Origin of the sequence: Mycobacterium sp. E183, assembly GCF_001667735.1 — a bacterium.
Lineage (GTDB): Bacteria > Actinomycetota > Actinomycetes > Mycobacteriales > Mycobacteriaceae > Mycobacterium.
In genome coordinates this window covers 1-21895 of the sequence record NZ_LZJN01000099.1, presented here as the reverse complement: position 1 = coordinate 21895, position 21895 = coordinate 1, and the positions used below count along the sequence as shown (strand labels likewise).

At 69.1% G+C, this 21895-nt stretch carries 22 protein-coding genes and 1 pseudogene; 14 read left to right on the top strand and 9 right to left on the bottom strand.

The genetic code is table 11. The annotated features are described in order from the left end of the window. From A5691_RS28325 to A5691_RS09960, 6 genes are all read left to right on the top strand, one after another. Positions 1 to 273 (top strand): DUF6295 family protein (locus A5691_RS28325; RefSeq protein WP_067783199.1); only part of this gene is annotated, 273 nt, incomplete at its 5' end. Then, the gene (locus A5691_RS09980) at positions 270 to 1040 is read left to right on the top strand and encodes a DUF427 domain-containing protein (RefSeq protein WP_067783196.1); all 771 of its coding nucleotides are present in this window, start codon (positions 270 to 272) and stop codon (positions 1038 to 1040) included. The genes A5691_RS28325 and A5691_RS09980, both read left to right, overlap by 4 nt. 377 nt (positions 1041 to 1417) lie before the next feature. Beyond that, positions 1418 to 2473 (top strand): WD40 repeat domain-containing protein, encoded by a 1056-nt coding sequence (locus A5691_RS09975; RefSeq protein ID WP_068016030.1) that lies wholly within the window; start codon positions 1418 to 1420, stop codon positions 2471 to 2473. A gap of 144 nt (positions 2474 to 2617) precedes the next feature. Continuing rightward, complete coding sequence (locus A5691_RS09970; protein ID WP_067783191.1) at positions 2618 to 4249, top strand: long-chain fatty acid--CoA ligase; 1632 nt, start codon at positions 2618 to 2620, stop codon at positions 4247 to 4249. A 33-nt stretch (positions 4250 to 4282) separates the two neighbouring features. Then, entirely contained in the window at positions 4283 to 5167 is an 885-nt protein-coding gene (locus A5691_RS09965) for a class II glutamine amidotransferase (protein WP_068016033.1), read from the top strand. Positions 5168 to 5196: 29 nt separating this feature from the next. Further along, a complete protein-coding gene (locus tag A5691_RS09960; protein ID WP_068266552.1) occupies positions 5197 to 6066 on the top strand; it encodes a patatin-like phospholipase family protein in 870 nt (289 codons plus the stop codon). A 20-nt stretch (positions 6067 to 6086) separates the two neighbouring features. Here A5691_RS09960 and A5691_RS09955 read toward each other — a convergent pair whose 3' ends face one another. Both A5691_RS09955 and A5691_RS09950 read right to left on the bottom strand, forming a co-directional pair. Further along, positions 6087 to 7166, bottom strand: coding sequence for a patatin-like phospholipase family protein (locus A5691_RS09955; protein WP_156670218.1), 1080 nt, complete (start codon positions 7164 to 7166; stop codon positions 6087 to 6089). Positions 7167 to 7257: 91 nt separating this feature from the next. Continuing rightward, positions 7258 to 7701, bottom strand: a complete 444-nt coding sequence (locus A5691_RS09950) for a lipoprotein LpqV (RefSeq protein WP_067783185.1) — start codon at positions 7699 to 7701, stop codon at positions 7258 to 7260. Between the two features lie 112 nt (positions 7702 to 7813). Between A5691_RS09950 and A5691_RS09945 the strand changes: the two genes are divergently transcribed. Both A5691_RS09945 and A5691_RS09940 read left to right on the top strand, forming a co-directional pair. Beyond that, positions 7814 to 8410: a cysteine dioxygenase gene (locus A5691_RS09945; RefSeq protein WP_067759283.1), complete on the top strand. Its 597-nt coding sequence runs from the start codon at positions 7814 to 7816 to the stop codon at positions 8408 to 8410. Next, positions 8410 to 8859 (top strand): rhodanese-like domain-containing protein, encoded by a 450-nt coding sequence (locus tag A5691_RS09940; protein ID WP_067759280.1) that lies wholly within the window; start codon positions 8410 to 8412, stop codon positions 8857 to 8859. The genes A5691_RS09945 and A5691_RS09940 overlap by 1 nt, the downstream gene beginning before the upstream one ends. Here A5691_RS09940 and A5691_RS09935 read toward each other — a convergent pair. From A5691_RS09935 to A5691_RS09925, 3 genes are read right to left on the bottom strand one after another with little or no spacing between them, the layout of a single operon-like run. Continuing rightward, positions 8856 to 10601, bottom strand: a complete 1746-nt coding sequence (locus tag A5691_RS09935) for an alpha/beta-hydrolase family protein (protein ID WP_067759277.1) — start codon at positions 10599 to 10601, stop codon at positions 8856 to 8858. The two genes, A5691_RS09940 and A5691_RS09935, sit on opposite strands and share 4 nt — an antisense overlap. Before the next feature lie 7 nt (positions 10602 to 10608). Beyond that, complete coding sequence (locus A5691_RS09930; protein ID WP_067759274.1) at positions 10609 to 11400, bottom strand: enoyl-CoA hydratase; 792 nt, start codon at positions 11398 to 11400, stop codon at positions 10609 to 10611. 13 nt (positions 11401 to 11413) lie between these two features. Next, positions 11414 to 12448 (bottom strand): enoyl-CoA hydratase/isomerase family protein, encoded by a 1035-nt coding sequence (locus A5691_RS09925; RefSeq protein WP_067783182.1) that lies wholly within the window; start codon positions 12446 to 12448, stop codon positions 11414 to 11416. A gap of 212 nt (positions 12449 to 12660) precedes the next feature. Here A5691_RS09925 and A5691_RS09920 point away from each other — a divergent pair, with 212 nt between their 5' ends. Continuing rightward, entirely contained in the window at positions 12661 to 13518 is an 858-nt protein-coding gene (locus A5691_RS09920) for a Bax inhibitor-1/YccA family protein (RefSeq protein ID WP_067759335.1), read from the top strand. Between the two features lie 149 nt (positions 13519 to 13667). On the opposite strand, the gene A5691_RS09915 is transcribed toward A5691_RS09920, so the two are convergent. Continuing rightward, a complete protein-coding gene (locus tag A5691_RS09915; RefSeq protein WP_068016039.1) occupies positions 13668 to 14885 on the bottom strand; it encodes an acetyl-CoA C-acetyltransferase in 1218 nt (405 codons plus the stop codon). An 83-nt stretch (positions 14886 to 14968) separates the two neighbouring features. Then, positions 14969 to 15931, bottom strand: coding sequence for an SGNH/GDSL hydrolase family protein (locus A5691_RS09910; protein WP_156675571.1), 963 nt, complete (start codon positions 15929 to 15931; stop codon positions 14969 to 14971). A 243-nt stretch (positions 15932 to 16174) separates the two neighbouring features. Here A5691_RS09910 and A5691_RS09905 point away from each other — a divergent pair, with 243 nt between their 5' ends. The 4 genes from A5691_RS09905 (at position 16175) to A5691_RS09890 (ending at position 20723) form a co-directional block, all read left to right on the top strand. Continuing rightward, positions 16175 to 17242, top strand: a complete 1068-nt coding sequence (locus A5691_RS09905) for an alpha/beta hydrolase (protein ID WP_067779907.1) — start codon at positions 16175 to 16177, stop codon at positions 17240 to 17242. A 67-nt stretch (positions 17243 to 17309) separates the two neighbouring features. After that, a complete protein-coding gene (locus A5691_RS09900; protein ID WP_067759260.1) occupies positions 17310 to 18704 on the top strand; it encodes a cystathionine beta-synthase in 1395 nt (464 codons plus the stop codon). A gap of 102 nt (positions 18705 to 18806) precedes the next feature. Beyond that, positions 18807 to 19514, top strand: a complete 708-nt coding sequence (locus tag A5691_RS09895; protein ID WP_067889224.1) for an RDD family protein — start codon at positions 18807 to 18809, stop codon at positions 19512 to 19514. A gap of 48 nt (positions 19515 to 19562) precedes the next feature. Continuing rightward, positions 19563 to 20723, top strand: coding sequence for a cystathionine gamma-synthase (locus A5691_RS09890; RefSeq protein ID WP_067779904.1), 1161 nt, complete (start codon positions 19563 to 19565; stop codon positions 20721 to 20723). An 18-nt stretch (positions 20724 to 20741) separates the two neighbouring features. Here the strand turns inward: A5691_RS09890 and greA are convergent, their stop codons facing one another. Further along, positions 20742 to 21236: a transcription elongation factor GreA gene (greA, locus tag A5691_RS09885; RefSeq protein WP_065442111.1), complete on the bottom strand. Its 495-nt coding sequence runs from the start codon at positions 21234 to 21236 to the stop codon at positions 20742 to 20744. Positions 21237 to 21458: 222 nt separating this feature from the next. Beyond that, positions 21459 to 21740: pseudogene (locus tag A5691_RS09880) on the bottom strand (DUF4307 domain-containing protein); the annotation flags it as partial. A gap of 26 nt (positions 21741 to 21766) precedes the next feature. Here A5691_RS09880 and A5691_RS27940 point away from each other — a divergent pair. Next, a partial coding sequence (locus tag A5691_RS27940; RefSeq protein ID WP_369830455.1) for a DUF4307 domain-containing protein occupies positions 21767 to 21895 on the top strand: 129 nt, incomplete at its 3' end.

Genomic DNA, 21895 nt, shown 5'->3' with positions numbered 1-21895 from the left:
TGCACCTATCTCACCGAACACGTCGGAATCGACGGCAGCGGCAAGGGCGCCACGGGGTGGTTCGGCGCCAGCCGCGCGACGGTGTATGTCGATCACCCCGTGCACGCCCCCTACGGCCACACGGTCAACATCGACGTGATCAATCCGGAGCTCGGGCCGTCGGCGCGGGTGGCGCTGGAGCTCACCGAGGAGAGCGCCCTGGCGCTCGCCGATGCCATCCGTAGGGCGATCGCCCACGCGCCGGCCGGGCTGGCCGCCAAGGATCAGACATGACCGTCGAGCGTGATTACCCCGAAATGGCCGTCGCGCGCGGCAGGGTCGAGCCTGCACCGCGCCGGGTGCGGGGCTATCTTTCAGACGCGTTGGTCTTCGACACCACCGCGGCGCTCTACGTGTGGGAGGTTCCGTACTACCCGCAGTACTACATACCGCTGGCCGATGTCCGCCCGGAGTTCCTGCGTGACGAGAACCATTCGCAGAAGGTGCAATTCGGCGCATCGCGGCTGTACGCCCTGGAGGGCTCCGGTCGCACTGATCCGTCCGCCGCGCGGGTGTTCGACGCCGACGGCGACGGCCCGGTGGCCGGGACCGTGCGATTCGAATGGAATTCGTTGCGCTGGTTCGAGGAAGACGAGCCGATCTACGGCCACCCGCGGAACCCCTATTCGCGCGTGGACGCGCTGCGGTCGCATCGGCATGTCCGTGTCGAGCTGGATGGAATTGTGCTGGCCGACACCAGGTCTCCCGTCCTGCTCTTTGAAACCGGTTTACCGACAAGGTATTACATCGACCCCACCGATATCTCTTTTGAGCATCTGGAATCGAGCGCGACACAGACGCTGTGTCCGTACAAAGGGGTGACGTCGGGATACTGGTCGGTGCGCTCCGGCGGTGCGCTGCATCCGGACCTGGCCTGGACCTATCACTACCCGTTGCCCGCGGTCGGCCAGATCGCCGGTCTGGTGGCCTTTTACAACGAAAAGCTCGATATCGTCGTCGACGGTGCCGCCTTGCCCCGGCCCAGAACCCAATTCAGCTAGTCGATAAGGTGTGATCTTTCCCTCTTCGCGGGATTGAGCCTGAGAATTTCTTAACTTGGACAATGCTGGGGCGCTGACCGGGCGCGTTAGCGGCTAAAGCGAAATCCGCCGGATGCGCGTTTGCGTCTCTTTCGCTGAGGGTAAGCGACTGCGGTACAGCGTTATTGCGAGCCTGAGCAGAACCTGAGCGCGGGGAGTGACGTAGCTAACGTCGGGGAATTTGGCGCTCTTCGACGCGAATTTTGGCCGGTAAGATCGAAAAACCAGTCGGGTCAGTGCCTTTCGGTGCTGAGATCCTCCTGGGTCCGGAGACCTAATTGTCGCGCAATTTCCGACGATTTTGCCTCCGCGCCGACGACCAGCAAAGGCGGTGCAACGTGAGCGGTGTGAACGGCCGCAAGGCCTTCCCGGACGACCGAGAAGAGCCAAACTTCCGACTCGACGAGGGCTCGGTGGTCCGGATTCCGGTGCGATACGGTCCGATCAGCGATGCCTGCGTAAGCCCCGACGGCAGCCGGCTGATAGTCGCCAACCACGCCCGCGCATCGGTCTCGATCGTCGACACCGATGCGCGCCGGGTGGTGCAGACCGTCACCGGCCTCGGCGAGCCCTCCACCATCGCCCTCAGCGGTGGGACCAACCCGCGCGCCTATGTCAGCACGGCCACCACGGCGTACGACTCCGTCGACGTCGTCGACCTGGTCACCAACGCGTGGGTGGCGACGCATCCGCTGGCCAACACCGTGAGCGACCTTGCCGTGAGTGCCGACGGCAGGTTCGTCTACGCCGGCCGGAACGGCGTCTGCGGAGCCGACGTCACGGTCCTGGACACCACCACCGACGACTTCGAGGTGATCGACCTCGCCACCGCACCGGGGACCACCGTGGACTGTGTCCGCATCGGCCCGGACGGGCGTCACCTCTACGTCGCCACCAACGGCCCGTCGGGCGGCCAACTGGTCGAAGTCGACACTCGGCGCTTGCACATCGCCGGCGCCTACGAGCTCGGGTTACCCATCCGTGACGTCGCACTGAGCGACGACGGCGGTACGGCCTACGTAGCCAGCTGCGGCCCCATTGTGGGCGCTGTGCTCGATGTCATCGACATCCGCACCCGCAAGATCACCGGCACGCGCAAGCTCAGCGAGGTCGCCGGTCCGCTGACCCGCCTCGCGCTCAGCCGCGACGGCCGCCGTGCCTATCTGGTCGGCGACGACCATGTCGCGGTGGTCTGCACGCGCACCCACGACGTCATCGGTGAGATCACGGCGGTCAAGGACCCGTCCTGCGTGGTGGAAAGCCCGGATGGCAGGTACCTCTACATCGGCGACTACTCCGGCGCGGTCACGGTGGCGCCGATCGCCGCGGGGCCGGCCGACGAGTCGACCACCGGGCTGCTCGCGCCGGCGCAGCGGGAACCCGTACTGGCTTAGGGTGATTGCCGACGCCGGCGCCGAACTCGGGCTTAGGGTGGAGGCTGCCGGCGGCCCCTCGCCTCCGGCGCGGCACCCGGCCACCCCGCATCCCGAGGGTTGACATCGGTCGCCGCTGCGCCGAGATCCAAGGGCGGTACCTCAATGGACAGCACCATGCAGGACTTTCCGTTGACGATCACCGCGATCATGCGGCACGGCTGCGGCGTGCACGGCGCTCGCACGGTTGCCACCGCCACCGGCGACGGCTACCGGCGAACCAGCTACCGGGAACTGGGCCGGGACGCCGCGCGGCTGGCGAACGGACTGCGCCGCCTCGGCGTCACCGGGGATCAACGGGTGGCGACGTTCATGTGGAACAACGCCGAACACCTGGCGACCTACCTGGCGGTGCCGTCGATGGGCGCCGTGCTGCACACCCTCAACATCCGCCTCTTCGCCGAGCAGATCGTCTACGTCGCCAACGAGGCCGAAGACCAGGTGGTGCTGGTCGACGCGTCGCTGGCCAAGCTGCTCGCGCCGGTGCTGGGCGACCTCAAGACCGTGCACACCGCGATCGTCGTCGGGGAGGGTGACACCGCGCCGTTCGAGGGTTCGGGCAAGACCGTGCTGCGGTACGCCGACGTGCTCGCTGGCGAGTCCACCGAGTTCGACTGGCCCGACATCGACGAGCAGTCCGCGGCCGCCATGTGCTACACCAGCGGCACCACCGGCAACCCCAAAGGCGTGGTGTACAGCCATCGTTCGAGCTACCTGCACACCATGGCGGCCTGCAGCACCAACGGCATCGGCGTGGGTTCGGTCGACAGCGTGCTGCCGATCGTGCCGATGTTCCACGCCAACGCGTGGGGCCTGCCTTATGCGGCGCTGATGGCCGGCGCCGACCTGGTGTTGCCCGACTGCCATCTGGACGCGCGGTCGCTGATCGGCATGGTGGAACACGAGCGACCGACCGTCGCCGGTGCTGTGCCCACCATCTGGAACGACGTGTTGCATCGCCTGGAGGACGAACCGGACCACGACATGTCGTCGCTGCGGTTGGTGGTCTGTGGGGGATCGGCCGTTCCGCTGTCGTTGATGCGCACGTTCGAGGAGAAGCACGGCGTGCAGATCCGGCAGCTGTGGGGCATGACGGAAACCTCGCCGATGGCCACCATGGCATGGCCGCCGCCGGGCACCCCCGAGGATCAGCACTGGACGTACCGCGCCACCCAGGGGCAACCGGTCTGCGGGGTCGAGATGCGGATCGTCGACGACGACGGCCAGGTGCTGCCCAACGACGGCGAGGCCGTGGGCGAGGTGGAAGTCCGCGGCCCGTGGATCGCCGGCTCCTACTACCTGACGGCCGACGACTCGAAGTTCGATTCCGGTTGGTTGCGCACGGGTGACGTGGGGCGGATCGACGAGCGCGGTTTCGTCACCCTGACCGACCGGGCCAAGGACGTCATCAAGTCCGGCGGCGAGTGGATCTCCTCGGTCGAGCTGGAGAACAGCTTGATCGGGCACCCGCATGTGGTGGAGGCAGCGGTGGTCGGCGTGCCCGACGAGCGTTGGCAGGAACGGCCGCTGGCGGTCGTGGTGGCCAAGGAAGGCGCGACGGTCAGCGCCGAGGACCTGCGAAAGTTCCTCGCGGAGAAGGTGGCTCGTTGGTGGCTGCCCGAGAGGTGGGCGTTCGTCGAGGAGATTCCGCGCACCAGTGTGGGCAAGTACGACAAGAAGGCGATCCGCGCGCGCTACGCCGAGCACGGCTATTGGGTGGTCGAGGCCCGCGACTGAGCCCGCCGGCTGGCGCTCGGTACCGTCGAGAACATGTGCCGACTATTCGGGCTCCACGCCGGGACGGACGTTTGCACCGCGACGTTCTGGTTGTTGGACGCCCCCGACAGCCTCGCCGAACAGAGCAGGAGAAACCCGGACGGCACGGGCGTGGGCGTCTTCGACGAGCGCGGCCGGCCGCAGCTGGACAAGCAGCCCATGGCGGCCTGGGAGGACGCGGCGTTCGCTACCGAGGCCCATGACCTGACCGGCACCACGTTCATCGCGCACGTGCGTTACGCGACGACCGGTTCCCTCGACGTCCGCAACACCCACCCGTTCCTGCAGGACGGCCGGATCTTCGCGCACAACGGCGTGGTCGAGGGGCTCGACGTTCTCGACGACCGGCTGCGCGAGGTCGGGCCCGGGGATCTGGTTCTCGGCGACACCGACTCCGAGCGGGTATTCGCATCGATCACCGCCTCGATCCGAGCGCTCGACGGCGACGTCACCGCGGGCCTGACCGATGCCATGAGGTGGCTCGCGGCCAACGCGCCGATCTATGCGGTGAACGTGCTGCTGAGCACGGCCACCGACATGTGGGCGCTGCGCTACCCCGACACGCACGAGCTCTACATCCTGGACCGCTCCGACGATGCCGCCATCCAGGCCCCGGCATTCGACATGCGCACCAACCGCATTCATGCGCGCTCGGAACATCTGTGCACCCGATCGTCGGTGGTGTTCGCCACCGAACGCATGGATGACGACCCCCGCTGGCGCCTGCTCGAGCCGGGCGAGCTGGTCCACGTGGACGCCACGCTGCGTGTCGACCGCCGGCTGATCCTGCCCAGCCCGCCCGCACACCTGCTGCGCCGGGCGGAGCTGAGCGCACCGGTCCAGGAGGCGCAACACGCGTTGCCGGGCGCCCCGCGCTAGCCGACGGCGGCCTGGCAGAGTGGGTGGGCGTGACAACCAGACGAGCCCTAGTCCTGGCCGGTGGGGGGATAGCGGGAATCGCCTGGGAGACAGGCATTTTGCGCGGTATCGCCGACAAGTCACCGGCTGCGGCCGGGCTGCTACTGGATTCCGACGTTCTGGTGGGCACCTCCGCGGGGTCGACGGTCGCCGCGCAAATCGGGAGTGGCGCCCCGCTCGATGAGCTGTTCGACCGGCAGGTCGCCGAGGTGTCCGCCGAGATCGATTCCGGGGTCGACGTCGAAACGATCACCAAAATGTTCCTCAGCGCCTTGGCCGAGCCCTATTCCGACCCGTCGGACCGGACCCGGCAGCAGATGCAGCGGATCGGCGCCGTGGCACTCGCGACCGAAACCGTTGCACCGCCGGTGCGCCGGCGGGTCATCGCGCAGCGCTTGCCATCCCACGACTGGCCCGACCGGGCGCTGCGGATCACCGCAATCGACGTTGACACCGGCGAATTGGCCGTTTTCGATCGCGAGTCCGGCGTCGACCTCGTCGACGCGGTCGCGGCCAGTTGCGCGGTGCCCGGGGCCTGGCCGCCGGTGGCGATCGCCGGCCGGCGCTACATGGACGGCGGGGTGGCCAGCTCGGTCAACCTCGGTGTGGCCGCCGATTGCGGCGCGGCGGTGGTGCTGGTGCCCTCGGGTGCGGACACGCCGTCGCCGTTCGGCGCCGGCCCGGCCGCGGAAATCTCCGCCTTCAGCGGCGCGACGGTCGCGGTGTTCGCCGACTCCGGCTCGCTGGCGGCGTTTGGGCCCAATCCGTTGGATCCCGCCTGCCGCGTCGCGTCGGCGCTGGCCGGCCGCGAGCAGGGCCGCCGCGAAGCCGAAGCCGTCGCGCGCTTCCTCGGGGCCTAACCCGTTGCGGCAGAGCGGTTTCAGTCCTCGATCGGGGGCGGCGCGGCGCGGTCGTTTTCGAAGGCGTCCAACGCCTCATCCGCCAGCGCACGCCCGACGGCGATCACCTCCGCCGCCCGGTGGAACTCCAGGCCCCGGCAGATCGAGCGCGGAACTTCGATCAGCAAGTCGGGCGGGTAGACGGCCAGCGTATGGCGCGCCAGCGCGGCCTGGGCGATGTCGATCGTGCGGTTCATCACCTCGAAGCTGCCCAGTTTCGGGATATCCGGTGCGGCGCCGGCCAATTCACCGGCCACCTCGTCCTCGGCCGCGTTCTCCTCGACGTCCGGGTCGTCCGGCCAGCTTTCCGCGTCGGCGGTGGACCCGCCGAACCTGCCGAGAACGGCCCGCGCGGTCGGCCGGTCGAGCAGCGAGCGGGCGGCCGTGGTGTCGAGCAGCGCCGAGGTGCTGCGCACCATGCGGTTCAGCCATTCGGCGGTGACTCCCGACTCCGCGTCGCGGTTGGCGATCGCCTCGCTGCCGGACAGGCTCACCGCGATGGTCACGTCGGCGTTGACCGCCGAAAGCGGCGCCATCGGCAGCGGGTCCAGGATGCCCCCGTCGGCCAGCAGACGCCCGTCGACCTCGTGCGGGGCGATCACGCCGGGGATGGCGATGGAGGCGCGGATCGCGGTGTCGACCGGCCCGCGCTGAAACCACACCGACTTGCCGGCCACCAGGTCGGTGGCCACCGCGGTGAAGGGGATGGGCAGCTGCTCGATGGCGACCGGGCCGAGGATGTCACGTACCGCGTCGAGGATCTTCTCGGCGCGCATCACCCCCGCCGCGCTGATCGAGAAGTCCAGCAGCCGCAGGATGGTGCGCTGCGTGAGGGACTTCGCCCAGTCGGCGAACTCGTCGCGGCGCCCGGCCGCCTCGAGGCCGCCGACCAGCGCGCCCATCGACGAGCCCGCGATCCCCACGATCTCGTACTCGCGGGCGCGCAGCGCCTCGATCACCCCGATGTGGGCGTAGCCGCGCGCCCCGCCACTGCCCAGCGCCAACGCCACCCGGGTCGGTGACGATCGGCGCGCAACCGCTGCGGCGGGTTCGTCCGGCATCCCTTCATTTTGCGCGGCGGCGCCCGGCCGCACCGGCCGGGTCGGCAGTTTCTTCTAGCCGTGAATTCAATTGCCGGGGGTTGAAAAAGCGCTAGCCGCATTCGTCGTTGGCGGCTGCGCGCGCGGCGGTGAGCACGGCCGCCTGTCGGGCCGGCGTCAGGTCCGCCCACCGGGCGTTCCAGCTGCCCGGGGTGCCCGACGGCGCGGCCTGCAGCATCGCCAAGTAGGGCTCGAACAGCGACTGACCGGTCCTGGGCTGGGCATCCATCCACACTTTCGCGGCGTGACAGGCCTGGTAATACTCTTCCTCGGTCGAATCCGCGGGCACGTCGACCCTGGTCGTCACGCCCCCCGGCGAGAGCCCGACGGCGCCCGGGGGCGCCGCCCCGGGGCCACTGGGAATGCCGGCCGGACGCGTCGACGAGGACGCGGGCCTGCCGCTGGGGTGGTCAGCGGAGCATCCCGTTACGGCCAACAAACCGGCCGCCACGGCGAGCGTGCCGCACAGCAGGGGTCGACGAGCGCACCGGCGCACCCTCCCAATCTATGCAACACTGGCGGCCGTGATGGAGCGCTTCGGATTTTGCGAGTGTTGTCGGCCGTAACACGCCGCCGCCCGTCCGATCCGTTTTCTCTGGAGCTCCCCGATGTCTGTGCCCCTCGCCGCCCCGGCTGCGTTACGCCCGCGCCACGTCTCGTCCCCATCGTCGGGACCGACCCGCCTGCGGGTGCCCGACCTCATGCACGCCACCGACCAGGCCGCCGACGACGTGCTGAGCGGGCGTTGCGACCACCTGCTGCCCCCGGGCGGGATACCGGAGACGCGGCGCTGGTTCACCCGCATCCACGGTGACGAGGAGCTGGACGTCTGGCTGATCAGCTGGGTGCCCGGCCATCACACCGAACTGCACGACCACGGCGGATCGCTGGGCGCGCTGACCGTGGTGTCCGGCTCGCTCAACGAATTCCGCTGGGACGGCCGCGCCCTGCGGCAGCGGCGGCTGGACGCCGGCGACCAGGCCGGGTTCCCGCTGGGCTGGGTGCACGACGTGGTGTGGGCCCCCCGGCCCGTCGCGGTGGCTGTCTCGGGCTTCGCGGGCGCCGGAGGCGGGGCGGTGCGTCCGTCGCTCAGCGTGCACGCCTATTCGCCGCCCCTGACCGCGATGTCCTACTACGAGGTCACCGGCCGTAATCGCCTGCGCCGCCAGCGCACCGAGCTGACCGATCAACCGGAGGGACCCTGATGAGCCGCATCGACGTTGTGTTGAGATCCGCCCGGCGCCGTTTCCGTCGCCTTCCCGCCGCCGAAGTGCCCGACGCGCTGCGGCGCGGGGCGGTGCTCGTCGACATCCGTCCGCAGGCCCAGCGGTTCCGCGAGGGTGAGATCCCCGGTGCGCTGGTGATCGAGCGCAACGTCTTGGAGTGGCGCTGCGACCCCACCAGCGACGCCAGGCTGCCCGAGGCGGTCGGCGACGACGTCGAATGGGTGATCGTCTGCTCGGAGGGTTATACCTCGAGCCTCGCTGCCGCCGCGCTGCTCGACATCGGCCTGCACCGCGCCACCGACGTCATCGGCGGGTATCACGCCCTCGCGGGTTCGGGTGTGCTGGAACAGCTTTCCGGTGCCGCGCCGGTGGACGCCGGCCCGGGGCTGCTCGCCAACTCCGGCACGCCGGGTCGCCGCTGGCTCTAGCCGGTGGAGGTCGCGTCCGAATGCAGCAGCGGCCGCAGCTTGTCGGTCTTCTCCTGCGACCAGCCGGGCGGTGACAGCACGGCGGCCCAGCCGTCGGCAGCGTCGGCGACGTAGTGGTGGCCGTGTCCCTCGGGCACGTCGACCGCCACCGCCATGTCCGCCGAAACCTGTAGGAACGTCACCACCGGGATCCAGCGCGTCTCGGGCAGCACGTCATAGCCCCGCCGCTCCCGCAGCCAGTCCGGTTCGCTGAACAGCAGGTCGGGTGACCACCAGGCGATCGGATCTGAGGCGTGCTGTAGATAGACCACCCGCGGGTGGTCCCACGGCGAGTTCGGGCGGCCCAAGTTGGTTGGGCGAGCGACGAATCGGACGTTCTTGCCGTCGTTGTAAATCGGCAGCCACTCCGGGGAGCCGGCGTCGCGCGTCGACGTCAGGTCGGTCCAAATGGTGTTCTGGAATGTCGGTCCGCTGAACAGCGCGCCGTCGGTGCGGGCGAGGACGTTGTTGAGGCTCATGAACGGCGCCTCGCCGCCGAACGATCCCAGGCTCTCGCCGAACACGACGAGCTTGGGGCGTTGCGCCTCGGGCATCTGGCGGATGAGTCGGTCGACGGCCTCGAACAACGCCTGCCCGGCGTGGCGGGCGTTCTCCTTGTCCACCAGGAAGGACAGCCAGCTCGGCAGGAACGAATACTGCATGCTGACGATCGCGGTGTTGCCGTTGTACATGTACTCGAGCGCGTCGGCTTCGGCCTCGTTGATCCAGCCGGTGCCGGTGGTTGTCGCTACGGCGACGACGGCACGTTGCAGCCCGCCGGTGCGCTGCAGCTCGCGGGCGGCGAGCTCGGCGGTCGCCGTGATGCCGTCCGCGGAGTTCAGTCCCGCGTAGGCCCGGATCGGTTCGGTGGCCGGCGCGCCGTTGAAGGCGGCGAGCTGGTCGACTCTGGGCCCGGCTTCGACGAAGATGCGGCCTTGGTGCCCAAGGGATTCCCATGACACCAGCGACTCGGGCCCGCCGGAACGCAGCGGCGTCTTGGGCGGCGCCGTGTCGGGGTTCATCTCGTTGTTCGCCGACGCGAAGGTGTTGTTCATGGTGCGCATGGCGAACTTGAGCACCACGCCGTTGAGGAGGGTGATGGTGAGCACCACGAGCAACGCCACCACGATGGTCGCCGACAGCCGAAACGGCGCGATGCGGTCGACCTCACCCACCAGGAAGCGGACCAGCCACCGGATGAACTGGCCGATTTCGACCAAGGTGAACAGCACCACGATCGACAGGCCCGCGGCGACCGGGTAGTCGTACCACTGCAGGTGTGCGACGCCCATCAGGTCACGCACGTTGTCCTGCCAGACGTGAAACCAGATGGCCATCAACACCATTCCGAGCGCGCCGATCGGGATCAGGACCATCCACGCCCACCGCGGCGGCGGGGGACTGTGGTCCTTGGCGCGCATGTAGCGGACCAGCCACACGGCGAAGACGCCCAGCCCGTAGCCGATGGCGCCGGAGATCCCGCTGACCAGGCCCTGGAACAGCGCGCCACGCGGCAGCAGCGACGGCGTCATGGAGAACCAGATGAAGATCAGCCCGACGGTGGTGCCGGTGAACGTGTAATGGCGCACCCACCAGGGCTTTTGGCTCCACCGTAGCCGGCGAGTCGCCGGACCGGCTTCCGGTTCGGCTGCCGGCTCGGCCTCGTCTTCCGGCGCGGTCGTCGCAGAACCCGGCTCGGTCATCGCAGGCCTACCGGTGGGTGAAGTTGGGAGCGCGCTTCTCGATGAACGCCGTCATTCCCTCGGACTGGTCGTCGGTCGCGAAGGTGGAGTGGAAGAGCCGACGTTCGTAGAGAAGTCCCTCGGACAAGGTGGATTCGAACGCGCGGTTGACGGCCTCCTTGGCCATCCGGGTCGCCGAGCGTGACATCTGCGAAATGGTGGTGGCGACGGCCTTGGCCTCGTCGAGCAGGTCGTCGGCCGGCACCACGCGCGAAACCAGGCCGCTGCGTTCGGCTTCGGCGGCGTCGATGGTGCGCCCGGTCAGGATGAGGTCCATGGCCTTGGCCTTGCCGATGGCGCGGGTCAGGCGCTGCGAACCGCCCATGCCGGGCAGCACCCCGAGTTTGATCTCGGGCTGGCCGAACTTCGCCGTGTCGGCGGCGATCAACACGTCGCACATCATGGCGAGCTCGCAGCCGCCGCCCAGCGCATGCCCGGCGACCGCGGCGATCGTCGGGGTGCGCACGGCGGCGAGTTTGGCCCAGGGGGCGAAGAAGTCGGCGCCGAACGCGTCGGCGAACGTCAGGGCGGCCATTTCCTTGATGTCGGCACCGGCGGCGAACGCCTTGGCCGAACCGGTGATGATGATCGCCCCGATGCCGGGGTCGTTGTCGAGTTCCGCTGCGGCGCTGGTGACTTCGTTCATCACCTGGGTGTTCAGCGCGTTGAGCGCCTTGGGCCGGTTCAGGGTGATGGTGCCGACGCGCCCGTCGCGTTCGACCAGGATGGTTTCGTAGCTCTTGGAGGTGGGGTCTGTCATCCAAATCGCCTTTCTAGAAACTCAAGTCGTCGTCGACCGGGGTGAAATACGCCTCGACGTCGGCGGCGGTCACCGCGCCCAGCGTCGCCGGCGACCACTTCGGGTTGCGGTCTTTGTCGATCAGCTGCGCCCGGATGCCTTCCACCAGGTCGTGCGACCGCAGCGACGCCGACGACACCCGATAGTCCTGAACCAGAACGTCTTTCACCGTCTCGAGTTTGGCGGCGCGCCGAACGGCCTCCAGCGTCACCGACAACGAGATCGGCGAGCGGGTGGAGATCAGGTCGGCCGCCTCCGCGGCCGGGCCGCCGTGTCCGCGCAGATTGGCGACGATCTCTTCGACCGTCTCAGCCGCATAGCAATCGTCGATCCAATGACGTTGGGCCGCAAGCTCGCTCGGTGGCGGCTCGACGGCGTGCTTGACCAGGGCGCCCTGCACCCCATCGGCGACGATCGACCGGGTGAACGCCTCGAGATCCGGGTGGGGCACGTAGTGGTCCGCGAACCCCATGGCGATGGCGTCGGCGCCGGAAAACGGCGCCCCGGTCAGCGCCGCGTGCAGCCCCAGCCCGCCGGGCGCCCTCGACAGCAGGAACGCCCCACCCACGTCGGGAACGAAGCCGATGCCGACCTCGGGCATCGCGACCTTCGAGGTGTCGGTCACCACGCGGATGTTCGCGTGTGCGCTGACGCCGACGCCGCCGCCCATCACGATGCCGTCCATCAGCGCCACGTATGGCTTGGAGAAGTCGGCGATCTGGGCGTTGAGCAGATACTCGTCGCGCCAGAACCGCCGCGCCTCGACGCCGTCCTTGCGCGCGCTTTGATAAATGGAGACCACGTCGCCGCCGGCGCACAACCCGCGCTCACCGGCGCCGGAGAGCACGACCGCGCGCACCGCGTCGTCGTCGGCCCAGTCGGTGAGGATCGCGCCGAGCGCGTCCACCATCTGCTGATTGAGCGAGTTGATGGCCTTGGGGCGGTTGAGCGTGATCAGACCGACGTCGCCGTCGATGCGGGTGAGAACCTCGTCGGATTCGTCGGTCACGCCCAAACCTCCCATCGCCGGGTCACCCTCGACGAAAAATCTAGATCGTGACGACCGGCGCCCTACCCGCGGGTAAGGGTTATCTTTAACCCGACGCCAGCAGCAAAGGCTCTGGGCGCCGGAAAATGCCCAGTTCGGCTGGGAACCCGGACGGCACGCTGCTCGTTGAGATTGTGTTCGCACAGCTCGAAGCCAATAGAGAGGATCCGACGGTGCGGGAGACAAGCAACCCGGTATTTCGTTCGCTGCCCAAGCAGCAGGGCGGATACGCGCAATTCGGCACGGGCGCGCCCCCGATGCAGGGCTACGGCTATGGAGCCGACCCCTACGCGGCGCCCTACCCAGCTCCGTACCAGGAGGCCAGGGCTTCGCGTCCGCTGACCATCGACGACGTCGTCACCAAGACCGGCATCACGCTGGCCGTGCTGGCGGTGTCCGCCGTGGTCTCCTACTTCCTGGTGGCGTCCAACCTGGCGCTGGCGATGCCGCTGACAATGATCGGCGCGCTGGGCGGCCTGGGGCTGGTGCTGGTCGCGACGTTCGGCCGCAAGCAGGACAGCCCGGCCATCGTGCTCAGCTACGCCGTGCTCGAGGGGCTCTTCCTGGGCGCCATCTCGTTCGTGTTCGCCAACTTCTCCGTCTCGCACGCCAATGCCGGCGCGTTGATCGGGGAGGCCGTCCTGGGCACCTTCGGGGTGTTCTTCGGCATGCTCGTCGTCTACAAGACGGGGGCCATCCGGGTCACGCCCAAGTTCACCCGGATGCTGGTCGCCGCGATGTTCGGCGTGCTGTTCCTGATGCTCGGCAATTTCGTGCTCGCGATGTTCCACGTCGGCGGCGGTACCGGCCTGGGCCTGCGCAGCGGCGGACCGATCGCCATCATCTTCTCGCTGGTGTGCATCGGGATCGCGGCGTTCAGCTTCCTGATCGACTTCGACGCGGCCGACCAGATGGTGCGCGCCGGGGCGCCGGACAAGGCGGCCTGGGGCATCGCGCTGGGTCTGACCGTGACGCTGGTCTGGCTGTACATCGAGATCCTGCGTCTGCTCAGTTATCTGCAGAACGACTAACCCTCGTCGACGAAAAGACCGGCACGCCAAAGGCGTGCCGGTCTTTTCGTGCCGGGCGTCGAATGTGAACTGACGCCGCCGAGCGTGCGCTCATGGCGGGCCTTCCCGGCGTGTCGCCGCCCTGGGCGCACGCTTGACCTGAAGAGCGGTCAGCTGAGCCGCTCGATGATCATCGCCATGCCCTGGCCGCCACCGACACACATGGTCTCCAGGCCGAACGTCTTGTCGTGCGTCTGCAGGTTGTTGATCAACGTGGTCGCGATCCGCGCGCCGGTCATGCCGAAGGGGTGGCCCAGTGCGATCGCCCCGCCGGACACGTTCAGCTTGTCCTCGTCCATGCCCAGCTCGCGGGCCGAGCCCAGCACCTGGACCGCGAAGGCCTCGTTGATCTCGTAGAGGTCGATGTCGTTGATCGACATGCCCGCCCGCGCCAGCGCCTTCTTGGACGCCTCGATCGGACCCAGCCCCATGATCTCCGGCGACAGGCCGCTGACGCCGGTGGACACGATGCGCGCCAGCGGGGTCAGGCCGAGTTCCTTGGCCTTGGTGTCGCTGGTGATCACCAGCGCGGCGGCGCCGTCGTTCAGCGGGCAGGCGTTGCCCGCCGTCACGGTGCCGTTGGGCCGGAACACCGGCTTGAGCTCGCTGACCTTCTCATACGTGGTACCGGGACGGGGGCCGTCGTCGGTGCTGACGGTGGTGCCGTCGGGCAGGGTCACCGGAACGATCTCGCGCTCGAAGAACCCACTCTTGATCGCTTCCTCGGCGCGGTTCTGGCTGCGCACGCCCCAGCGGTCCTGCTCCTCCCGGCTGACGCCGGTGAGGATGGCGACGTTCTCGGCGGTCTGACCCATCGCGATGTAGACGTCGGGCACGTTCCCGTCGGCCCGCGGGTCGTGCCATTCGTCGGCGCCGCCCGCCGCGGCGGCGGTGCGCTCCTGGGCCTCGTCGAACAACGGGTTCTTGGTGTCCGGCCATGAGTCGGAGTTGCCCTTGCCGAACCGGGACACGGTCTCCACGCCGGCCGAGATGAACGCGTCGCCCTCGCCGGCCTTGATGGCGTGGAACGCCATCCGGGTGGTCTGCAGCGACGAGGAGCAGTACCGGTTGACGGTGGTGCCGGGCAGGAAGTCATAGCCGAGCTCGACGGCGACCACCCGCGCCATGTTGAAGCCGGACTCGCCGCCGGGCAGGCCGCAGCCCAGGATCAGGTCGTCGATCTGGTGGGGGTTGAGCGCGGGCACCTTGTCCAGCGCCGCGCGCACCATCTGGGCGGCCAGGTCGTCGGGTCGCATGGAGACCAGCGACCCCTTCATCGCGCGGCCGATCGGCGAGCGGGCGGCGGAGACAATAACGGCTTCAGGCATGACGGTTCCCTTCAAATCCCTTCCGGATTCCGGCGAGCTCGCTTCACAAACCGTTGACTGGACGCCGACGGACTAGGACAAATCTAGTCGTTGCCAACCGGTGGGCACGAGGACGGGGCGGGTCCCGGCGCCGGGCGACGCCACAGCCGCGACATCACGCTGGTTCGGGTGTGCCGCTGTCCGAGCACCGGCGGGGTCGTCGACGCCGCCAATTCCAGCGGCGGGATGTCGACCTCCTCGCCCAGCGCCTCGCACAGCGCGCGCAGCAGCGCGTCGGCCGCGATCGCGTACGCCGGGGCGGACGGGTGGAAGCCGTCGGGGGAGAACATCACGTGCGGCGTCGACCGGAATTGGGGTGTCAGCAACTGCCCGAGCGGTACCGGCATGCCGCCCGCGGCCCGGACCGCCGCGGCCTGGGCGCGCGCGAGCTGCGAGCAGCGCTCGTGCGCCAGCGACCGAAGCGGTTGCGGGATGGCGGTGATGACACCCAGGTCGGGACAGGTGCCGGCGACCACCACCGCGCCGCGGGCGCGGAGCTTGCGAACGCTGAGCCCCAGCCGCTGCGCCGACTGGCTCACGCCGTTGAGGGCCGTCACGTCGTTGGCGCCCACCATGATCACCGCCGCGTCCGGCGGCGCCCCGGCCACGAACATCGCATCCACCTGGCCGCACACCCCCTTCGACGTGGCGCCGACGATGGCCTTTGTGCTCAGCCGGATCCGCTTGCCGGTCTGCTCGGCGAGGCCCCGGGCGATCCGGACCCCCGGCACCTCCTCGGGGCTCACGCACCCGTACCCGGCGGCGGTGGAATCGCCGAAGATCATCAAATGCAGGTCGACGGGCATGCCGCGGTGCCAACGCTCCACCGGCCCGCCGCCGCGGGTGTACACCCCGTCGGCGCGCGGCGGGATGTCCCATGACTTGGGGATGACGGTGCGCGCGTGCGTCGCCTGACCGACGAGCAGGTTGCGCGCACCCAGATAGGCAGTTCCTGTCGAGGCGAGGGCGCCTGCGGTGGCCAGGGCGATCGCCGAACGACGGGGCACCCGCATGGTCACGCAACCTATTTTAGATGGGCTTGCATGTTTGCGGGGTCGGGCGACGAACAATGTGGTCACGGGAGGAATCAAATTGGTAACGAATCAGACTTTTTAAATGTTCTCTTAAGAAGTGCCTGTCAAGCTGAGTCGGCGGGGTTGGCTGAGTGCCTTGGATGAGCGGCTGAACCAGACGCTTAGCTGCCTCGTCACATGCTGTATCGCACTACAACGGCGTAGGAAGTGTTGAGCATGAGCGCACCCGGTCAGGTATCCGGTTCCCCCCGGACTGCCCTTCGTCCTTATCAAGTTCTCAAGGCGCGTCGCGCGGAAACGCGCCGGTACGCGATGAGCGACGGCGCGCCGGTCGAGGTCCTCGAGTCCGGGCCCAGCGTTGCTGCGCGGCTGGCCAACCTGACGTCGCGGGTGACCATCCGGCCGGTGCTGTCCGTCGGTAGCCACGTCCCCAACTTCCCCTGGCCCTGGGGGCTGATCGACCTGGCGGCCCGGGTGGTGCTGCCGGTGTCGGCCACCGTGCGCGAGACGGTGAAGCTGCCCAACGCCTCGGCGCAGCTGGTGCGCGCGCCCGGTGTGCTGCCCGCCGACGGCACCCGCCGGGTGGTCGTCTACTTCCACGGCGGCGCGTTCCTGACGTGCGGGGCCAATTCGCACGGCCGGCTGGTCGAGACGTTGTCTCAGTCCGCCGACGCGCCGATCTTGGTGGTCAACTACCGGCTGCTGCCCAAGCACTCGATCGGGATGGCCCTCGACGACTGCCACGACGGCTACCAGTGGTTGCGGCTGCGCGGATATCAGCCGGATCAGATCGTGCTGGCAGGCGACTCCGCCGGCGGCTACCTGGCGCTCGCGCTGGCGCAACGCCTCCAGGAGGAGGGCGAGGAGCCCGCGGCGCTGGTGATGATCTCGCCGCTGCTGCAGCTGGCGAAGGAAGACAAGCAGGCCCATCCCAACATCAACACCGACGCGATGTTCTCGCACCGGGCGTTCGACGCGCTGGCCGAGCTGGTCGCCAGCGCGGCCACCAAGCACAAGGTCGCGGGGCGGCCCGAGGAGACCTACGAGCCGATCGAGCACATCAAGCCCGGCCTGCCGCGGACGCTGATCCACGTCTCGGGATCCGAGGTGTTGCTGCACGACGCGCGGCTGGCGGCGAGCCGGTTGGCCTCGGTCGGGGTGCCGGCCGAGGTGCGGGTGTGGCCCGGCCAGATTCACGACTTCCAGTTGGCCGCGCCGATCGTCCCCGAGGCGGTCCGGTCGCTGCGCCAGATCGGCGACTATATCCGCGAGGCCACCGGCTAGCGCAACGCCGCGGGCGTCAGGGGGAAGCCGTCGTGCACCGCGGGAACGTGCCTGACACGATGAACGCATGCGGATCGCCCAGCACATCAGTGAGCTCATCGGCGGCACGCCGCTCGTGCGCCTGAATTCCGTCGTCCCCCAGGGCGCCGGCACCGTGGCGGCCAAGGTCGAGTACCTCAACCCCGGGGGCAGCTCGAAGGACCGGATCGCGGTCCGCATGATCGACGCCGCCGAGGCGAGCGGGCTCCTGAAGCCCGGCGGCACCATCGTCGAACCCACCTCCGGCAACACCGGCGTCGGCCTGGCGCTGGTCGCCCAGCAGCGCGGGTACAAGTGCGTGTTCGTCTGCCCCGACAAAGTCGGCGAGGACAAGCGCAACGTGCTGCTCGCCTACGGCGCCGAGGTGGTGGTCTGCCCGACGGCCGTGCCGCCCGAGCACCCGGACAGCTACTACAGCGTCTCCGACCGGCTGACCCGGGAGATCGACGGCGCCTGGAAGCCCGACCAGTACGCCAACCCCGAGGGCCCGGCCAGTCACTACGCCAGCACCGGCCCGGAGATCTGGGCGGACACCGACGGCAAGGTCACCCATTTCGTCGCCGGCATCGGCACCGGCGGCACGATCACCGGCGCGGGCCGCTACCTCAAGGAGGTGTCGGGCGGCGCCGTGCGGATCATCGGCGCGGACCCCGAGGGGTCGGTGTACTCCGGGGGCACCGGCCGGCCCTACCTGGTCGAGGGCGTGGGCGAGGACTTCTGGCCCGCCGCCTACGACCCGACCGTGCCCGACCAGATCATCGCGGTGTCCGACTCCGACTCGTTCGACATGACCCGGCGGTTGGCCCGCGAGGAGGCGATGCTGGTCGGGGGGTCGTGCGGGATGGCGGTGGTGGCCGCGCTGAAGGTCGCCGAGGAGGCCGGCCCCGACGCTCTGGTGGTCGTGCTGCTGCCCGACGGCGGCCGCGGCTACATGGCGAAGATCTTCAACGACGCCTGGATGTCGTCGTACGGGTTCCTGCGCAGCCGCCTCGACGGTTCCACCGAGGAGTCCACGGTGGGCGACGTGCTGCGCGGCAAGTCCGGCGCCCTGCCCGACCTGGTGCACACCCATCCGTCCGAAACCGTGCGCGACGCCATCGGCATCCTGCGCGAGTACGAGGTGTCCCAGATGCCCGTGGTCGGCGCCGAGCCGCCGGTGATGGCCGGCGAGGTCGCGGGCAGCGTCTCCGAGCGCGAGCTGCTGTCGGCCGTCTTCGAGGGCCGGGCCAAGTTGGCCGACGCCGTCGCGCTGCACATGAGCCCGCCGCTGCCGATGATCGGCGCGGGGGAGTTGGTCAGCGCGGCGGGCAAGGCCCTGCGCGACTGGGATGCGTTGATGGTGGTCGAGGAGGGCAAACCCGTCGGGGTGATCACCCGATATGACCTGCTCGGCTTCCTTTCGGACGGGCCGCGGCGACGCTGACGACGCGCCCGTCCGGCGCGTGACGATGTCTCGCCCGGCCGCTGTGCGCTCGGGTACTGTAATGCCGCCTGGTTCAGCTGGTCCGCAGTGGAAGGGGTGCTCGTGACCGATCAACCGCCGCCCGGCGGCGACTACCCGCCGCCGCCGCCCGGATCACCCGGCGGTCAGCAGACCCCGCCCGCGTCGTCGACACCGGCCGGCGGTTCCTATCCGCCGCCCCCGCCTCCGCCCGGTGGCGGCTCCTATCCGCCGCCCCCGCCGTCCTCAGGTGGGTACGCCCCGCCGCCCCCCGGACCGGCGATCCGCACGTTGCCGACGGAGTCCTACACGCCGTGGCTCAGCCGGTTCCTGGCGTTCGTCATCGACATCCTCCCGTACGCCGTCGTCCACGGCATCGGCACCGGGATCCTCGTCGCCACGCAGCAGACGGCGTGCGTCACCGACGTGACGCAGTACGCCGTCAACCAGTACTGCGCGACGCAAAACTCGACCATCGGCCTGGCCGCGCAGTGGCTGGCCTCGCTGGTGGGTCTGTTCTATCTGATCTGGAACTACGGCTACCGCCAGGGCACCACCGGGTCGAGCGTCGGCAAGTCGGTGATGAAGTTCAAGGTGGTCAGCGAGGTCACCGGCCAGCCCATCGGTTTCGGGATGTCGGTGGTGCGTTCCCTGGCGCACTTCGTCGACGCGATCATCTGCTTCATCGGTTTCCTTTTCCCGCTGTGGGATTCGAAGCGGCAAACGCTGGCGGACAAGATCATGACGACCGTCTGCCTGCCGTCCGACGGAACCGAGCAGCTGCCGGGCTAGTCGTGCGGGCGCGGTAGCCGGGGCGGCCGTCGCCTAGGCTGATCGTCGATGAGCGCCGACCGCACCGGACACTTCACCGGACTCGCCACCAAAGCGATTCACGCCGGCTACCGGCCGGACCCGGCGACCGGGGCGGTCAACGCCCCGATCTACGCCAGCAGCACCTTCGCCCAGGACGGCGTCGGCACGCTGCGCGGAGGATTCGAATACGCGCGCACCGGAAACCCGACGCGCGCCGCGCTGGAGGCCTCGCTCGCGGCGGTCGAAGAAGGCGGCCACGGGCGGGCGTTCGCCTCGGGCATGGCCGCCACCGATTGCGCGCTGCGGGCGATGCTGCGGCCCGGCGACCACGTGATCATCCCCAACGACGCCTACGGCGGCACCTTCCGGCTGATCGACAAGGTGTTCACGCAGTGGGGCGTTCACTACACGCCGGTCGCGCTGTCCGACCTCGACGCCGTCCGCGCGGCCATCACGCCGCAGACCCGCCTGATCTGGGTGGAGACGCCGACCAACCCGCTGCTGTCCATCGCCGACATCGCGGCCCTCGCCGAAGTCGGTCAGCAGTACTCGTCAAAGGTGTTGGTGGACAACACTTTTGCCTCACCTGCGCTGCAGCAGCCGCTGACGCTGGGCGCCGACGTGGTGCTGCATTCGACCACCAAGTACATCGGTGGCCACTCCGACGTGGTGGGCGGCGCGCTGATCACCAACGACGCCGAGCTGGACGTGGCTTTCGCGTTCCTGCAGAACGGAGCCGGGGCGGTGCCCGGCCCGTTCGACGCCTACCTGACCATGCGCGGGCTGAAGACCTTGGTGCTGCGGATGCAGCGGCACAGCGAAAACGCCTCGGCCGTAGCCGAATACCTCGCCGGGCACCCGGCGGTGAGCGCCGTGCTGTATCCCGGCCTGCCGGGCCATCCCGGGCACGAGGTCGCCGCCCGGCAGATGCGCGGGTTCGGCGGCATGGTGTCGGTGCGCATGCGGGGCGGCCGGCAGGCCGCGCGGGATCTGTGCGCCCGCACCGAGGTGTTCATCCTGGCCGAATCGCTCGGGGGGGTCGAGTCGCTGATCGAGCACCCCAGCGCCATGACGCACGCGTCGACGGCCGGTTCCCAACTGGAAGTGCCCGACGACCTGGTGCGGCTGTCGGTCGGCATCGAAGACGAGGCGGACCTGCTGGCCGACCTCGAGCAGGCCCTCGGCTGACCAGCGCCCCGACGGCGCCTACGAGTGGTACGGCTCCGCGCTGACGAGCGTGACCTCGACGGTGTTGCCGTTGGGCACCACGTAGCTGCGGGTCTCGCCCACCTTGGCGTCGATCAGGGCTCCGCCCAGCGGTGAGTTGGGCGAGTACACCTCGAGCTTGCCGTCGTTGACGCCCTCCTGGCGGGTGGCGATCAGGAAGGTCTCACTGTCCGACTTGTCGCCGTTGTAGTAGACCTTCACCACCGAACCGGGCAATGCGACACCGGACTGCTTGGGCGCTTCGCCGACCTTGGCGTTGTTGAGCAGGTCCTGCAGCTGACGGATGCGGGCCTCCTGCTGGCCCTGCTCCTCACGGGCGGCGTGGTAGCCGCCGTTCTCGCGCAGGTCGCCTTCTTCCCGGCGGTCGTTGATCTCCGCGGCGATGACCGGACGATTCGCGATCAATTGATCGAGCTCCGCCTTCAGCCGGTCATGTGACTCCTGGGTCAGCCACGTCACCGAAGTGTCCGTCATCTCGTCGTGCTCCTCGTGTTGTCGTTCCGCGAAACCGCGTAAGCCTGTTAAACCCCACCGCCGGAGGTATCCGGGTTCTCTCCCCGAGTGCTGCCGATCCGTTGTGCTAACGGCCTTAATGCAGCAATACACGGTCCCATCAGGAACCGTGCATTCACCCATGTTACCACCGCGCAAACAATTGATGACCCCAAATTCGCAGTTCGGCTGTTGTCCGGGGGCTCACGCCGGCCGCAGATAGGCGGGCACGTCGGTTCCGCACCCGTAGATGTCGGCCATCACCGGCGGTTTGCTGGACTTCACCGTGGTGGTCAGCTGCACCGTGGCCGCCTCGGACGGAGGCACCAGCACCTCCCGGCGGCCCGTCTCGCTGCCGTCCTTGGCCCGGACCCGCACGATGCAGTCCACCGGCCGCGACGGATCGGATCGCGTCACGCTGATCGTTACCGACGCGGTCTGGTCGTCGACCAGCCGATAGCCGGCCAGCGTGCCCGTCACGGCGCTGGGTCATCGTCGGCCTCGGCGCGCTGGTGGTCGCCGCCGGCCTGGTGATCGCCGTCGTCGGCTACCAACGGCTGGGCACCAGCGCCGTGACGGGCACGCTGGCCGGCTATCGGCTGGTCGACGACCAGACCGCGTCGGTAACGATCAGCGTGACG